The organism is Devosia neptuniae (assembly GCF_025452235.1).
Lineage (GTDB): Bacteria > Pseudomonadota > Alphaproteobacteria > Rhizobiales > Devosiaceae > Devosia.
The window spans coordinates 321,744-336,871 of record NZ_CP104964.1; the positions used below are offsets into that span (position 1 = coordinate 321,744).

The 15,128-nt window shown below is 61.7% G+C and carries 13 protein-coding genes; 12 read left to right on the forward strand and 1 reads right to left on the reverse strand.

What is annotated here, in order from left to right; all coding sequences use genetic code 11:
• Positions 1–21 precede the first annotated feature (21 nt).
• Together N8A98_RS01540 and N8A98_RS01545 are read left to right on the forward strand one after the other, a co-directional pair.
• Positions 22–1,947 (forward strand): glycoside hydrolase family 127 protein, encoded by a 1,926-nt coding sequence (locus tag N8A98_RS01540; protein WP_262165225.1) that lies wholly within the window; start codon positions 22–24, stop codon positions 1,945–1,947.
• A gap of 9 nt (positions 1,948–1,956) precedes the next feature.
• The gene (locus tag N8A98_RS01545; protein WP_113123727.1) at positions 1,957–3,054 is read left to right on the forward strand and encodes an ABC transporter ATP-binding protein; all 1,098 of its coding nucleotides are present in this window, start codon (positions 1,957–1,959) and stop codon (positions 3,052–3,054) included.
• A 45-nt stretch (positions 3,055–3,099) separates the two neighbouring features.
• On the opposite strand, the gene N8A98_RS01550 is transcribed toward N8A98_RS01545, so the two are convergent.
• Positions 3,100–3,375: a TOBE domain-containing protein gene (locus N8A98_RS01550; protein ID WP_262165228.1), complete on the reverse strand. Its 276-nt coding sequence runs from the start codon at positions 3,373–3,375 to the stop codon at positions 3,100–3,102.
• 248 nt (positions 3,376–3,623) lie between these two features.
• Between N8A98_RS01550 and N8A98_RS01555 the strand changes: the two genes are divergently transcribed.
• From N8A98_RS01555 to N8A98_RS01600, 10 genes are all read left to right on the forward strand, one after another.
• Positions 3,624–4,415 (forward strand): GntR family transcriptional regulator, encoded by a 792-nt coding sequence (locus N8A98_RS01555; protein WP_162740477.1) that lies wholly within the window; start codon positions 3,624–3,626, stop codon positions 4,413–4,415.
• 42 nt (positions 4,416–4,457) lie between these two features.
• Entirely contained in the window at positions 4,458–5,561 is a 1,104-nt protein-coding gene (locus N8A98_RS01560) for an ABC transporter ATP-binding protein (RefSeq protein ID WP_262165234.1), read from the forward strand.
• Positions 5,562–5,571: 10 nt separating this feature from the next.
• Positions 5,572–6,501 carry an ABC transporter permease gene (locus N8A98_RS01565; RefSeq protein WP_262165235.1) on the forward strand — a complete coding sequence of 310 codons (930 nt, stop codon included), beginning with the start codon at positions 5,572–5,574 and terminating at the stop codon, positions 6,499–6,501.
• Positions 6,502–6,512: 11 nt separating this feature from the next.
• On the forward strand, positions 6,513–7,394 hold the full coding sequence (locus tag N8A98_RS01570) for a carbohydrate ABC transporter permease (RefSeq protein WP_262165237.1): 882 nt from the start codon (positions 6,513–6,515) through the stop codon (positions 7,392–7,394).
• Positions 7,395–7,473: 79 nt separating this feature from the next.
• Complete coding sequence (locus N8A98_RS01575; RefSeq protein WP_262165923.1) at positions 7,474–8,988, forward strand: extracellular solute-binding protein; 1,515 nt, start codon at positions 7,474–7,476, stop codon at positions 8,986–8,988.
• 74 nt (positions 8,989–9,062) lie between these two features.
• On the forward strand, positions 9,063–11,393 hold the full coding sequence (locus N8A98_RS01580; protein WP_262165238.1) for a heparinase II/III domain-containing protein: 2,331 nt from the start codon (positions 9,063–9,065) through the stop codon (positions 11,391–11,393).
• 15 nt (positions 11,394–11,408) lie between these two features.
• Complete coding sequence (locus tag N8A98_RS01585) at positions 11,409–12,158, forward strand: SDR family NAD(P)-dependent oxidoreductase (protein WP_262165240.1); 750 nt, start codon at positions 11,409–11,411, stop codon at positions 12,156–12,158.
• A 7-nt stretch (positions 12,159–12,165) separates the two neighbouring features.
• Positions 12,166–13,332: an SGNH/GDSL hydrolase family protein gene (locus N8A98_RS01590; protein ID WP_262165241.1), complete on the forward strand. Its 1,167-nt coding sequence runs from the start codon at positions 12,166–12,168 to the stop codon at positions 13,330–13,332.
• The gene (locus N8A98_RS01595; RefSeq protein ID WP_262165243.1) at positions 13,329–14,351 is read left to right on the forward strand and encodes a hydroxyacid dehydrogenase; all 1,023 of its coding nucleotides are present in this window, start codon (positions 13,329–13,331) and stop codon (positions 14,349–14,351) included. The genes N8A98_RS01590 and N8A98_RS01595 overlap by 4 nt, the downstream gene beginning before the upstream one ends.
• Positions 14,348–15,127, forward strand: coding sequence for a sugar phosphate isomerase/epimerase family protein (locus N8A98_RS01600; protein WP_262165244.1), 780 nt, complete (start codon positions 14,348–14,350; stop codon positions 15,125–15,127). Before N8A98_RS01595 ends, N8A98_RS01600 begins: the two co-directional genes overlap by 4 nt.
• Position 15,128: the final 1 nt, after the last annotated feature.

Consider the following 15,128-nt stretch of genomic DNA (forward strand, 5'->3'; position numbering starts at 1 on the left):
CCTGGTTTCGAAAGCGATCCGATGACCGATCTGTCCAATCCCCTGCGCATCGAGCGCTACGTTCCCGTTGACCATGCCAAGGTCGATTTCGCCGGCGGCTTCTGGGAAAGTTGGAGCAAAACGGTGCGCGAGGTGACCGTGCCCAGCCAGCACAGACGCCTCGATGAAGAGCGCTTTCTCGAGGTGCTCAATTTCGACCAGCCACCCGGGCCATTGGCCCGGCCGATCCAACCCAGCGGGCTTTCGATGCAGCATTTCTTCGACAGCGATTTCGGCAAGTGGATTGAGGCTGCGAGCTATACGCTCAAAGCCCATCCCAATCCGGCGCTGCAAGCAAAGATCGATGATATCGTCGAAAAACTCGCCCACGGGCAAATGGCGGACGGCTACCTTAATTCCTGGTTCATCCGCCGGGAGCCGGACAAGCGCTGGACCAATCTGCGCGACCTACATGAAATGTATTCCATGGGACATTTGCTCGAAGGAGCGGTGGCTTATTTCGAAGCTACCGGGAAGCGGGCTTTCCTGGATGTGATGATCAAAGCGGTCGATCACATCGATGCCACCTTCGGCCGCGAGCCGGGTAAATTGCGCGGCTACGACGCGCATGAGGAGATCGAGCTAGCGCTGATCAAGCTCTATCGCGTGACCAAGAATCCCAAGCATCTCAAGCTTGCACAGTATTTCGTCGATGAGCGCGGCCAGATGCCCTCCTATTACGACGAGGAAGCGCGGCGACGGGGTGATGATCCTGCCAATTACCACTACCAGACCTATGCCTACAGCCAGGCCCATATGCCGGTGCGCGAGCAGACCCAGGTGGTGGGCCACGCGGTGCGGGCCATGTATCTGTTCTCGGCCATGGCGGACCTCGCCTACGAAACTAGCGATCTGACGCTCCTGGCCGCCTGTGACCGGCTTTTCGACAACCTCACCGGACGGCAGCTCTACATTACTGGCGGTCTGGGACCCTCGGGCGCCAATGAAGGGTTTACCCGGGAATACGACCTGCCCAATGAAACTGCCTATGCCGAGACCTGCGCGGCGGTTGCCCTGGCCTTCTGGGGGCATCGTATGGCACAGATCGAGCTGGACTCGCGCTTCACCGACCATGTCGAATTGGCAATTTTCAACGGCGCGCTCTCTGGGATTGCGCGGGATGGCGAGCACTATTTTTATGAGAATGTGCTGGAAAGCCATGGCCAGCACCGGCGCTGGAAATGGCATTATTGTCCGTGCTGCCCCACCAATATCGCCCGCCTGATCGCCTCGCTGGGCAGCTATTTCTATACCACCAAGCCAGATGAACTGGTGGTCCATCTGTACGGCGCCAACACGGCCGAAGCCGAGATCGGCGGACGGATCGTACAAATATCACAAGAAACGTCTTATCCTTGGGATGGCGATATCGCGCTGACCCTCGTGCCTGCGGCGCCGATGCCTTTCACACTACGTCTGCGTATGCCTGGCTGGTGTAACAAGGCCAGCGTGACGGTGAACGGAGAGGGAATAGACACTGCCGCCGCCGAAAAGGGTTATCTGGCCATCGCTCGCCAGTGGGCGGCCGGCGACGTGGTGCGGATCAGCTTCGACATGCCGGTCGAGCGAATTTATGCTCACCCGCTGGCCAGCGAGGATGCCGGGCGCGTGGCGCTGAAACGTGGGCCGGTGGTCTACTGCGCGGAGGAGGCCGATCTGGGGTTTGTGCCCCAATTGCTGGCGCTACCGGCCGACGCAGAAATCGCAGCGGAATTTGACCCCGACTTGCTCGGCGGCGCAGTGCGGCTTTCGGCCTTAGCTACTAAAACCAGCGACGCGGATTGGGACGGGCAACTTTACCGCCGCGAACAACCGAAAACCCAAGCAGCGCGTCTTAATGCGATCCCCTATCACCTATGGGCCAACCGACAAGCCGGCGGCATGCTCGTTTGGTTGCGCGAGAAATAGGAAACCAGCATGGCTCAACTTTCTCTTCGGAACGTGGTCAAAGCCTATAACGAGCACCAGGTGGTGCGGGGCATCAACCTTGAAGTCGCCGACAATGAATTCGTAGTGCTGGTCGGGCCTTCAGGCTGCGGCAAGTCGACGACACTGCGCATGATCGCCGGGCTCGAGCATATCAGCGGCGGCGAGATCGCCATCGGTGACCGGGTGGTCAACAATCTGGGGCCGGGTGAGCGCGATATTGCCATGGTGTTCCAGAATTACGCGCTTTATCCCCATATGAGCGTGCATGAGAACATCGCTTTTTGCCTGCAGCAGCAGAAAATGCCAAAGGCAGACATTCAGCAGCGGATTGCGGCGGCGGCGCAGACCCTACACATCACCGAACTCCTAGACCGACGCCCTGGCCAGCTTTCTGGTGGCCAGCGCCAGCGCGTGGCCATGGGCCGGGCCATCGTGCGCAATCCAAAAGTGTTTCTATTTGACGAGCCGCTGTCGAACCTGGACGCCAAGTTGCGCGTGCAGATGCGCACCGAAATCAAGCGGTTGCACCAGACCCTGCCGACGACCACAGTTTACGTGACACATGACCAGATCGAGGCCATGACCATGGCCGATCGGGTCGTGGTAATGAACAAGGGCCGCATTGAGCAGGTCGGGCCGCCACAGGAACTCTATCATCGCCCGGCGAGCCTGTTTGTGGCCGGCTTTATCGGTTCGCCAGCAATGAACCTGCTATCGGCAAGCGTCATTGCCGCTGGGGATGAACTGACACTGGTGCTGGCAGACGGCACGAGCCTTCCGGTGCCACCGTCAATGCGGGCAAGCGCGGGGCTTTTGGCGGGACGCAAGGTTATTGTGGGAATTCGGCCGGAAGTGATCACCCAACCCAATGGTCGACCCCATGCTGCCCCGATCTGGGCCAATGTCGAGATCGTCGAGCCGTTGGGGCTGGAAACCTTGCTTTATTTCAGCGTCGGCAACGACGTGGTGTGCGCCAGGGTAGACCCGGATACCGCACCCTCGCCTAATCAGCGGGCGAAGCTGAGTATTGATATGGATAAAGTCCATATCTTCGATCCCCAAACGGAGCAGGCGCTACGGCTATAAAGAGTTCGGTCGGCGGAGTGGGAGCCCTTGTACCTGCCAGCGCCACTAACTTGCCTGATGATCGGTCAATCGGATGCCGGTCTCCATGTCGAAAAGCAGGATGTTGGCCGTGTCATAGGTAAAGCTGACCGGCTCGCCCATGGTCAGTTTGGGTCGATTTCCCAGTACAGCAACGACGATGTCGTTGCCCGCCTCAAGCCGCAAATGCGTTTCCGATCCGGTCGGTTCGATGCTGCGGACGCTGGCGGCATTGCCGTCCGAAGTCAGCTCGATGTGCTCGGGGCGGATGCCAAATTGGATGGATCTGGTGGAACGGGCCATGGTGCAAGACCTCGGCGTGGGGCAGCAGGCCGCCGTCCCAAACACTCCCCAACAGCGCAATGTTCTTGGTTTTGCCCAGCCGGAGGCTCGTTCAGCGCTGGTGCAGGTGACCTGAAGGCACAAATCTGCTCATCCGGCATTATCGCCGGTCGGATACGCCGACGTCTAGCTTGATGGCGAGGAGCGTTGACAAGGAGTGACTACAGACATATCAATACATCAACTAAGATATCAGTTATTGGATTGATATGTCTCCAACGAGTGAATTTCCATCGCTGCCCTTGGTCGATCTTGTGCGGTCTGACGAGTTGCCGTCGGTCGGCAATATGGCCAATCGCATTTATGCCCTGCTGCGCAAGCTGATCGTCGAGGTCAAGCTGCTGCCAGGCCGGGCGCTGTCGGAAAAGGAGATCGCGGCGCTGCTGCATGTCAGCAAGACGCCGGTGCGTGAGGCCATCATCCGGCTCGCCGACGAAGGTTTCGTCACTGTCGTGCCGCAGGGCGGCACCTACGTCGCCACCATCGATGTGCAGCGCTACATGGAAGCCTGCTTCATTCGATTCAAGCTCGAAGAGGGCGCGGTGATCGAAGCCACCAAGCGCCACTCTTTCGAGGATATTGCTCGCCTCAAGACCTGCCTTGGCGAGCAGCGCACCGCCGCCGAAGACGAGCAATTCACCGACTTCTTCCTGCTTGACGAAGAATTCCACCGCACCATTTTCGCCGCCGCGCGCCTGCCTGGCGCCTGGGGCGTGGTCAATCAGGCCAAGGGCGAAATGGATCGCATGCGCCATCTCAAGCGCGTCTTCGCCGTGCGCCGCACCGAACAGGTGATCGGCGAGCATGAGGCCATCGTCGCAGCCATTGAATCCGGCGACGTTGAAGCTGCACGCGAGGCCGTCGCCAAGCATTTGGGCTCGCTCGAATCAAAGATCGCCGAACTCTCCAAGAACCCCAAAATCTGGGCCTATATCGAACAGATCAATACCCGCGTGCCCAAAAAGCGCGCTCCGCGTGGGTCCAAGACGGTCGCTGAATAGACCGTCTCCTGAAACTCCAGGGCCCTGAGGAGGAGCCTTTCTATGTCCGCAGTTGAGATCAACGATGTCGTCAAGCGCTACGGCGCGCTTGAGGTTGTGCATGGCATCAACCTCTCCATCCAGCCCAAGGAATTCGTGGTGCTGGTCGGTCCCTCCGGCTGCGGCAAGTCGACCACTTTGCGCATGGTGGCGGGGCTCGAAGACATCTCGGGCGGCACGGTTTCCATCGGCGGGCGCACGGTCAACAAGGTCGCCCCCAAAGACCGCGACGTGGCCATGGTGTTCCAGAATTACGCGCTCTATCCCCATCTGGACGTGGCCGAAAACATTGCCTTCGGCCTGCGCGTGCGCCGCGAAAAGAAGGACGTGGTCAACCAGGCCGTGGCCGAGGCCGCCCACATTCTGGGTCTCACCGATTATCTCAAGCGCAAGCCCGCCGACCTCTCCGGCGGCCAGCGCCAGCGCGTCGCCATGGGCCGCGCCATCGTGCGCAAACCCAAGGTGTTCCTGTTCGACGAGCCGCTATCCAATCTCGACGCCAAGCTGCGCACTCATATGCGTGCCGAGATCAAGCTGCTGCACCGCCGCATGGAAGCCACCAGCATTTATGTGACCCACGATCAGGTCGAGGCCATGACCCTGGCCGACCGCATCGTCATCATGAACAACGGCCATATCGAGCAAGTCGGCTCGCCCATGGATGTATTCCTCGAACCGGCCAATACCTTTGTGGCCAGCTTTATCGGCTCACCGCCGATGAATCTTATCGACGCAACGATCTCCATGGTCGATGGCAGGCCGCGCGGTGTCATCGCGGGCGGGGCAGGGCAGAGCCTGGCCATTCCCGGTGCCTTCGCCCGCAACACCAGGGACGGCCAGGCCGTCAAACTCGGCATCCGCCCCGAAGCCATGCTGGTCAACGCAGAGGCGAGCGCCGAGGCCGTCGACTGTATCATCGATCTCGTCGAGCCGCTGGGCGCCGAAGCATTGCTGCATGGCCGGATCGATGATCACCCCTTCATTGCCAAGGCCGAAACGCTCTCGGCCATCCACGATCTCGCCAATGTCCGCCGGCTCGGGGTCGACACATCCCGCATGCATGTCTTCGACACTGAGACCGGTCGAACCCTCAAGACGCTGGCGTGAGGGCAGGGCAATGGAAAACCGCTTTCGCGATTATCTGCGCACGCTTGGCGAAGACCTGAGGCGCGATTGGCAGCTCTATCTCTTGCTGGCGCCAATGGTCATTTGGTTCGCGCTATTTCTCTACAAGCCCATGCACGGGCTGCAGATCGCCTTCAAGGATTTCTCAATCTTCCGCGGCGTCGATGCCAGCCCTTGGGTCGGCTTCGCCCATTTCCAGGAATTGTTCAACAACGGGCTGTTCATCCGCTCGTTCTTCAACACCATCATTATCAGCTCGATCGGTTTGATCTTCGCGTTTCCCGTGCCGATCATTCTGGCACTGATGTTCAACGAGGTGCAGAGCGCAGTCGCACGGCGCTGGGCCCAGACCGTGGTCTATCTGCCCCACTTCATCTCGGTGGTGATCGTTGCCGGCATCGTCATCAATTTCCTGTCGCCCTCGACCGGCGTTATCAACATCTTCCTCAAATGGGTGGGGCTCGAACCCATCTATTTCCTGACCCAGCCCGAATGGTTCCGTCCCGTCTTCATCGGGTCGAGCATTTGGAAGGAAGCGGGGTTTGAATCGATTGTCTACCTGGCCGCCATCGCCGGTGTGAGCCCCACGCTTTACGAAAGCGCCCGCGTCGACGGCGCCTCGCGCTGGCAGATGATATGGCGCATCACGCTGCCCTGCATCCTGCCCACCATCATCATCATGCTGATCATCCGCATCGGCAATCTGGTCGAAGTGGGCTTTGAATACATCATCCTGCTCTACCAGCCCTCGACCTACGAGACGGCCGACGTGGTCTCGACCTTCATTTACCGCACCGGCCTGCAAGGCACCCAATACGATCTGGCGACCGCTGCCGGCCTGTTCAATGCCGTCATCGCCTTCGTCCTCGTCTACTCGGCCAACCGGATCAGCCGGAAGCTGTCGTCGACGTCGCTGTGGTGAGGAGAAGCTAAATGGCAGCCTTCAATCTCTATACGCGTGGCGACAAGATCTTTGGCTGGGCCAATGCGGTCCTGCTGACGCTGTTCGTGCTCTCCACGCTCTACCCGTTCATCTACATCCTGGCGGTGTCGATTTCTTCGGGCGCCGCCGTTACCTCCGGCAAGGTCACCTTCTTCCCCGTCGGGCTGACGCTGGCGGCCTATGAGCGGGTGCTGTCGGACAAGATGTTCTGGGTCGCCTATGGCAACACCTTCATCTACACCTTCGGCGGCACGCTGATGAGCCTCGCCATTATGATCCCGGGCGCCTATGCGCTCTCCCGCAGGCGTCTGCGTGGCCGGACCTTTTTCAACATCGCCATTGCCTTCACGCTCTGGTTCAACGCCGGCATGATCCCCTTCTTCCTCAATATGCGGGATTTGGGGCTGCTCGATAGCCGCTTCGGCATCATCATCGGCTTTGCCTGCAATGCCTTCAACGTCATCCTGCTGCGCAACTTCTTCGAGGCCGTTCCCAAATCCTTTGAAGAAGCCGCCAAGATGGATGGTGCCAGCGAAATCCAGCTGCTGTGGAAGGTGTTCATTCCCCTCTCCAAACCCGCCATCGTGACCGTGGCTTTGTTCTGCATCGTCTCGCGTTGGAACGGTTATTTCTGGGCCATGGTGCTGCTGCGCGGCGAAGAGAAAATCCCGCTGCAGGTCTATCTCAAGCGCGTCATCGTCGATCTCAACTCCAACGACGAATTCGCATCGAGCCTGCTCAACGCCCAATACTCATTTGAGACGGTGACGGCCGCCATCATGGTCGCGTCGATCATCCCCGTTCTCATCATCTACCCCTACGCCCAGCGCTATTTCACCAAAGGCATCCTGCTGGGCGGGGTCAAAGAATAATCGCTGCACCACAAGGGAGGAACCTGTGAAAGCACTACTCAAAGGCGTATCGAGCATCACACTGGCCGCCGCTTTGGCCATGCCATCAATGGTCTGGGCGCAGGAAGCGCCCAAGATTACCGAGGAGCCGCTCGAGCTCACCATCCACTTTCACTTCCGCGATAAATACGTCTACACCGAAGACTGGCCGGTGGAGCAGAAGGCGGCCGAGCTGACCAATATCCACGTGCGCAACGTGGCCTCGCTGGCAACGACCAGCAGTCGTGACGCCTTCAATCTGCTGATCGCCTCGGGCAATTTGCCCGACATCGTGGGCGGCGACGCCACGGGTGGGCTCAAGGACGATTTCATCCGCTATGGGCTCGAAGGCGCCTTCGTGCCGCTCAACGACCTGATCGAAGAGAACGCCCCCAACCTCAAGGCCTTCTTCGATAGCCACCCTGCGATCAAGGCGTCGATCTCGGGCCCGGATGGCAATATCTATTACATTCCCTATGTGCCGGACGGGAAGTTCTCGCGCGGCTGGTTCATCCGCCAGGACTGGCTGGATAAGCTGGGTCTCAAGCAACCCGAGACGCCCGAGGAAGTCTACGAAGTCCTCAAGGCCTTCCGCGATCAGGACCCCAACGGCAATGGCCAGAAGGACGAAGTTCCGTATTTCGCCCGTGACGTGGTCGACGCCGTCCGCCTGATTAACCTGTGGGATGCCCGTGTCTCCGGCTCCGAACGCTACGGCGATTTTGCCACCTATGACGGCAAGGTGCGCCATCCCTGGGCCGAGGATAATTACAAGACCGGCATTTCCAATATCGCCCAATGGTACAAGGAAGGGCTGATCGACAAGGAAATCTTCACCCGCGGCTCCCGCTCGCGCGAATTCCTGCTCGGCAACAACCTGGGCGGCATGATGCATGACTGGTTCGCCAGCACCGCCACCTATAATGACGCGCTCCGCCCCACCATCGAAGGCTTCAACTTCGTCCCCATGTTGCCGCCCAAGACCGTATCGGGCGACCGCTTCGAAGACGCGCGCCGCCAACAGGTGCAGCCCGCCGGCTGGGCCATTTCGGCCACCAATCAGCACCCGGTTGAAACCATAAAATATTTCGACTTCTGGTTTTCCGAACAGGGCCGGATCATGTCGAACTTCGGCGTCGAAGGGCTGACCTACGACATGGTCGATGGCAAGCCGCAGTTCAAAAAAGAGCTGCTGACCAATGGCGAGCCGGTCAATGCCCAACTCTGGGCCGTGGGCGCCCAGGTGCCGCGCGGTTACTGGATGGACTACGAATATGAGCGCCAATGGACCAACCAGATCGCGCTCGACGGCATCGCCATGTACGAAGAGTGCAATTGCCTCAAGGACGAGTTCCTGGGCGTCGCGCTCAATGCTGAAGAAAAGGCGATCTATGATCGCTACTGGCCCAGCCTTCTCACCTACATGACCGAAATGCAGCAGACTTGGGTGCTGGGCGCACAGGACGTCAATACCGGCTGGGACGCTTACAAGCAGCGCCTCACCGATATGGGCTACGACCAGGTCATCGAGGTCATGCAGGCCGCCTATGAACGCCAATACGGCGCCGCGCAATAGCGGCTCCGTCCTCCCGGGTGGCGGCCTCCCCGTCGCCACCCTCCCACTTCCCTTTGATAGGAGTTCGGCAGGCGATGCGTCCTTCTGCCCCGGCCAAGCTGCGCAAATCCGCTCTCGATGAACCCCGGCCGGGTTCGTTGACCATCACCTATATGCCCAACGCCGATCAGGCCCCAACGGAAAACCCGCCGCGCTTTTCCTGGCTGCCCGATATCGACGATGGCGCCCGCTATGTGCTGCGCATATCGGACGATGCGAGCTTCCCCGAAAACCGCACCAGCCTCCACACGGACCTGGCCTGGAACTTCTTCACCCCCGACGCGCCGCTGCCGCCGGGCAGCCATTGCTGGAGCTACGCCATCTGGGACGCCAAGGCCGGCGCACCAGGCTCGGATTGGAGCAGCACCCGCAGTTTCGATCTGGCCGAAGGCCTGCCCGAAACGCCCGTGCCCTCTCTCGCCGCCCGCCGCGCGGCAAGCGATCTGCGCCATCCCCGCCTATGGATGAACCCGGACGAGCTGGACACCTTCTCGGCCTCCGTCAAAGCCGACGCCACCCATGCCGGCTGGGACCAGTTCTACGAAAAATCCGTCGCCCCCTGGATCGATCGGCCCATCATCGCCGAGCCAAAACCCTATCCCAACAATATCCGCGTCGCGACGCTGTGGCGGCAGATGTATATCGACTGCCAGGAGATCATCTACGCCATCCGCCACCTCGCCATTGCCGGCAAGGTGCTGGGCCGCAGCGATCTGCTCGACAAGTCCCGCGATTGGCTGCTCGCAATCGCCCGCTGGGACCCGACCGGCCCCACCTCACGCGCCTATAATGACGAAGCCGGCTTCCGCGTCGTCGTCGCTTTATCCTGGGGTTATGACTGGTTGCATGATCACTTGACCGAGGCCGAGCGCGACGAGGTCCGCGCCGTGCTGCTGACCCGAACGCGCGAGGTGGCCAATCACGTGATTGCCCATGCCCGCATCCAGGTCTTCCCCTATGACAGCCACGCCGTCCGCTCGCTGTCGGCCGTGCTGACCCCGGCCTGTATTGCGCTCGATGGCGAAAGCGAGGAGGCCACTGCCTGGCTCGACTACACGCTCGATTTCCTTGCCACGCTCTATTCTCCCTGGGCCGGCACCGATGGCGGCTGGGCCGAGGGCCCGCATTACTGGATGACCGGCATTGCCTATTTCATCGAGGCGGCCAATCTGCTGCGCAAATATCTCGGCGTCGATCTCTACCGCCGCCCCTTCTTCCAGAATACCGGCGCCTTCCCGCTCTACACCAAGGCCCCCGGCACGCGCCGCGCCTGCTTTGGCGATGATTCAACGCTGGGCGATCTGCCCGGCCTCAAGGTGGGCTACAATGTCCGCCAGTTCGCCGGCGTCACCGGCAATGGCCACTACCAGTGGTATTTCGAGCGCCTCAAAGCCGACGCCGCCGGCACCGAAATGGCCTTCTACAATTACGGCTGGTGGGACCTCAATTTCGACGATCTGCAATACCAGCACGATTTCGCGCCCATCGAAGCGCTGCCGCCCACTGATCTACCCGCCGTCAAATGGTTCAAGGATATCGGCTGGGTCGCCATCCAGAAGCACATGGATGACCCTGCGCGCCACATCCAGTTCCTCTTCAAATCGAGCGCCTATGGCTCGCTCAGCCACAGCCATGGCGACCAGAACGCCTTCCTGCTCTACGCCTATGGCGAAGACCTGGCGATCCAGTCCGGTCACTACGTGGCGTTTAATTCCAGCATGCATCGGGACTGGCGGCGCCAGACCCGCTCCAAAAATGCCATCCTGATCGACGGTAAAGGGCAGTACGCCGACAAAGACAAGGCCCTGGGCCGCCGCGCCGCCGGGCAGATCACCGAGGTCGAAGAGAACCCCGGCCATGTCCGCATCGTGGGGGACGCAACCGAGGCCTATCGCGTCACCAATCCGCTTGTGCTGAAGGCTGAGCGCGAAACCCATTTCGTCGATGACAGCTATTTCGTCATCGTCGACCGCGTCGAGGCCGCCGAGCCCGTCACCCTGGATTGGCTCTGCCACACCACCAATGCGCCCGACGCCGGCCGCACCAGCTTCCGCTATCACGGTGAGCGGGCCGGCTTTTACGGTCAATTCGTCTTCTCATCGGCCGGCGCACCCAGCATCACAGCAGTACACGGTTTCCCCGAAATCGACCCCGCCGATACCGAAGGGCTGGAACAGCACCATCACATCAGGGCCAGCATCCCGGCCGCCAAAAGCCATGTGCTGGTGACGCTACTGGTTCCCTATAGCCTCGACGCCCCCAAGCGCATTTTCAGTTTCATCGACGACCAGGGCTTTGCCACCGACATCTATTTCACCGATGTCGATGACCAGCGCTTCAAGCTCACCCTTCCCAAAAAATTCTAGATCAGAGGTTTCATCATGCAGCGCTTTTCCAACAAGACCGTCCTCGTCGCCGGCGCCGGCCGCGATATCGGCCGCGCCTGCGCCCTGCGCTTTGCCGAGGAAGGTGCCAATGTGGTGCTGACCTATAATGGTGCCGAAGATGGCGCCCGCTCCGCCGTAGCCGAAATCGAACAGCGCGGCGGCAAGGTCCTCGCCCTCAAGGCCGATCTGACGCAGAAGGCAGTAGTCGACGCCGCCGTGGCCGCCGCCTCTGACCGCTTCGGCGCCATCCATGGCCTGGTGCATGTCGCCGGTGGCCTTGTGGCCCGCAAGACTATGGCCGAGATGGACGAAACCTTCTGGAACCAGGTGATGAGCGTCAACCTTACCTCGCTCTTCCTCACAGCCCAGGCCGTCTTGCCCAAAATGACCGAAGGCGGCGCCATCGTCACCTTCTCCTCCCAGGCCGGCCGTGATGGCGGCGGCCCCGGCGCCATCGCCTACGCCACCTCCAAGGGCGCGGTGATGACCTTCACCCGCGGCCTCGCCAAGGAAGCCGGCCCCCGCATTCGCGTCAACGCGGTCTGCCCCGGCATGATCGCCACTGCCTTCCACGACACTTTCACCAAGCCCGAAGTGCGCGAGCGCGTCGCGGGCGCAGCCCTGCTCAAGCGCGAAGGCACCTCCGAAGACGTGGCCGGGCTGGTGGCATTCCTCGCTTCCGACGATGCGGCCTACATCACCGGTGCCTGCTACGACATCAATGGTGGCGTGCTCTATTCCTGAGGCAATGATGGCCATCTCCATCCCGCGCGCCGGGCGAATTGCCATTCTTGGCACGTCGCTTGTGCAGCAAAATCACAATGGCAGCGACAGCCACATCGCCACCTCGGCGCGCGGCTGGATGAGCTGGGCCGAAGTGCTCTCGCATGGCCGCTTGGCCTGTCCGATCCATCACGATCCGGCAGTCGTATCCGGCTGGGAGCCCAGCAATCGGCCCGGCATCAGTCGCTTCTTTACCGGGCTCAATTTCGGCGTCTCCGGCCAGAAGGCCATCGAGATCGAGCGGCGCTTGGCTCGGCTGCTGGCCGAGGATTTCGATCTGATCGTCCTTGATGCCGGCACCAATGACATGATGGTCGAAACCAAGGAAACCATCGCCGAAATCCGCGCCCGTATCGCCACGACCCTGCTCGCCGCCGGCAAAACGGTCATCCTGCTGCCCATTCTGGCCCGCGGCACGCAAAAATGGGCTTCGGTCGGCGCCGAGCGCGCCAAGGCCCACTGGATCAACCAGATGAGCCTGGATTTCGCCGCCCGCCACGCCAATTGCCACGTCTTCGATTGGAACGCCCCCTGGGTCGACACCGCCGATCCCGATGGCGCGCCGCAAGCCGGCTTCTCCAATGACGGCACCCATTTCCCCGTCACCGGCGGCTTCGCCGTGGGCAAAGCCCTGGCCACCTATCTAACCCCGCTCGTCCCCCACGCCGCGCCTCGTCTGGTCGCGCCCGACGACCGCTTCGACGCCATTAACAACCCGCTCGGCAATCTCGCCCGCGCCCAAGACCAGTCGATCAGCGCAACCGCCAGTTCAAACCACGTTCTGGCCAACGACGTCGTGTATCCCGGCGCCGGTGCGTGGGTCACAGCCAGCTGCACCATCGCCGTCCCCGCCCATCCGGCCATTCTGGGTCTCTCGCTCGTCCTGACCGATCCAGCGGAGGAGGGGCTGCGCTCTATCTCCCTGTCCCCTTTCAAGTCCGACGATGGCCAACTCTGGCCCTATCCAGCCCATGCCTGGAACGGCCTCCTGCGCACCCCACCCATCCGCCTGCGGCCCGGCGCTATCCCGCCGAGCCTCACCCTCGAAGTGATCCTCGCCACCGACGCCGCCCCGCTCCATCTCGATATCGGCGGCATCGACATCCGCCCCGTTCCCAATCCGGTGCGTTCATGACCGCCAAGCCCAAACTGCTACTCGCCATGCGCGACGAACTGCCCGCCGGTTTCTGCGGAGCCGAAGAATGGGCGCGTCTTGAAGCGGTAACCGACATTATCTCGCGCGACGCCTTCACCGATTTCGACACCCCCACCGGCGCTGCCGCCCTGCGCGATGCCGACATAATGCTGGCCGCCTGGGGCGCGCCGCCCCTGACAGGGGCCCGGCTCGCCCGCGCCCCCAATCTCAAAATGGTGGCCTACGCCGCCGCCTCCGTCCGCGTCATCGCCCCGCCGCCCTTCTGGCAGCGCGACATTCTCATCACCTCGGCAGTCTCCGCCATGGCCGTCCCGGTCGCCGAATTCACCTTCGCCGCCATTATCATGTGCGGCAAAGACGTTTTCCGCATCCGCGATACCCACCGCGATCAGCGCGGCACAGGCGGCTTCGGCACCCGCATCAGCATGGACGTGTCCCATCTCGGCAATTATCGCCGCCGCATCGGCATTGTCGGCGCCTCCCGCATCGGCCGGCTCACTATCGAGATGCTGGTGCGCGCCAATTTCGCCGTCGCGGTCTATGATCCCTTCCTCAGCGCCGAAGACGCCGCCGCCATGGGCGCCACCAAAATGGACCTACACCCGCTGCTCGCCTGGTCCGATACCGTATCGCTGCACGCGCCAGTCCTGCCCGAAACCCACCACATGATCGGCGCGGCCGAACTGGCGCTGATGGCTGACAATACCGTGCTGATCAACACCGCCCGCGGCCGGCTGCTCGATCACGATGCGCTCTTGCCCGAAGTCCAATCCGGCCGGCTCCGCGTGCTGATCGACACCCCCGATCCAGAACCCCTGCCGCCCGAAAGCCCGCTCTACGACCTGCCCAATGTCGTGCTGACACCCCACATCGCCGGCGCCCAAGGCAATGAACTGCGCCGGCTGGCCGATCTGGCCATCACCGAAATCGAACGCTTCGTCACCGGCCAACCGCCATTGTTCGCGGTGCGCGAAACCGAACTGGACCGCATCGCATGAGCACGCTGACCCATTGTTTCTCCACCCTCGGCTGCCCCGATCTCTCCGTTCACGAAGCGGCCGAGCTGGCGCAGACCTATGGTATCCCAGCCATAGAATTACGAGTGATTTCCGGCTCGCTCGACATCCCTCAGGCCCTGGCCGCCGAATTCGGCGACCCTGCCGGCTTCCGTCATTGGCTCGAGAACACGCCCATCCGCATCGCAGGCCTTGGCACCTCCGCACGCCTCTTCGGCGACGAAAACCTCGCCGAACTCGAACAATTCCTGCCCTGGGCCGAAGCCGCGCGCGTGCCTTTTCTGCGCGTTTTCGACGGCGGGGAAATCCTCTCGGACGCCGACTATATCCAGGCCGGCGAGCGCCTCGCCCAATGGCAAGCCGACCGCCAGCGACGCGGCCTCGTCGTCGATCTCATGATCGAAACCCACGACGCCCTGGCCCAACCCGCCCAATTGTCCGAATTCGTCACGCGCCTCCCCACCGTCGCCATCCTCTGGGACGCCCACCACACCTGGGCCAAGGGCGGCGCCGATCCGCTCGCCACCTGGCGGAGCATCGCCCCGCACGTCGTCCACGTCCACGTCAAGGACAGCGCCTTGCGCGCCGATGGCCGCCATTATGTGCTGCCGGGGCAGGGCGACTTCCCCATGGCTACCCTCATGCCGCTGCTTGAGGCCGCCGGGCCTGTTCCCATCAGCCTCGAATGGGAACGCCACTGGCACAATGAACTACCCCCGCTGGATCAGGCGCTCCAGGCCGCCCGCTCGTGGTGGTAAC

What these genes read in the sequence shown, in the direction of transcription:
- N8A98_RS01540 (WP_262165225.1), top strand. Translation starts at nt 22, where the DNA reads ATGACCGATCTGTCCAATCCCCTGCGCATCGAGCGCTACGTTCCCGTT.
- N8A98_RS01545 (WP_113123727.1), top strand. Translation starts at nt 1,957, where the DNA reads ATGGCTCAACTTTCTCTTCGGAACGTGGTCAAAGCCTATAACGAGCAC.
- N8A98_RS01550 (WP_262165228.1), bottom strand. Translation starts at nt 3,375, where the DNA reads ATGGCCCGTTCCACCAGATCCATCCAATTTGGCATCCGCCCCGAGCAC.
- N8A98_RS01555 (WP_162740477.1), top strand. Translation starts at nt 3,624, where the DNA reads ATGTCTCCAACGAGTGAATTTCCATCGCTGCCCTTGGTCGATCTTGTG.
- N8A98_RS01560 (WP_262165234.1), top strand. Translation starts at nt 4,458, where the DNA reads ATGTCCGCAGTTGAGATCAACGATGTCGTCAAGCGCTACGGCGCGCTT.
- N8A98_RS01565 (WP_262165235.1), top strand. Translation starts at nt 5,572, where the DNA reads ATGGAAAACCGCTTTCGCGATTATCTGCGCACGCTTGGCGAAGACCTG.
- N8A98_RS01570 (WP_262165237.1), top strand. Translation starts at nt 6,513, where the DNA reads ATGGCAGCCTTCAATCTCTATACGCGTGGCGACAAGATCTTTGGCTGG.
- N8A98_RS01575 (WP_262165923.1), top strand. Translation starts at nt 7,474, where the DNA reads ATGCCATCAATGGTCTGGGCGCAGGAAGCGCCCAAGATTACCGAGGAG.
- N8A98_RS01580 (WP_262165238.1), top strand. Translation starts at nt 9,063, where the DNA reads ATGCGTCCTTCTGCCCCGGCCAAGCTGCGCAAATCCGCTCTCGATGAA.
- N8A98_RS01585 (WP_262165240.1), top strand. Translation starts at nt 11,409, where the DNA reads ATGCAGCGCTTTTCCAACAAGACCGTCCTCGTCGCCGGCGCCGGCCGC.
- N8A98_RS01590 (WP_262165241.1), top strand. Translation starts at nt 12,166, where the DNA reads ATGGCCATCTCCATCCCGCGCGCCGGGCGAATTGCCATTCTTGGCACG.
- N8A98_RS01595 (WP_262165243.1), top strand. Translation starts at nt 13,329, where the DNA reads ATGACCGCCAAGCCCAAACTGCTACTCGCCATGCGCGACGAACTGCCC.
- N8A98_RS01600 (WP_262165244.1), top strand. Translation starts at nt 14,348, where the DNA reads ATGAGCACGCTGACCCATTGTTTCTCCACCCTCGGCTGCCCCGATCTC.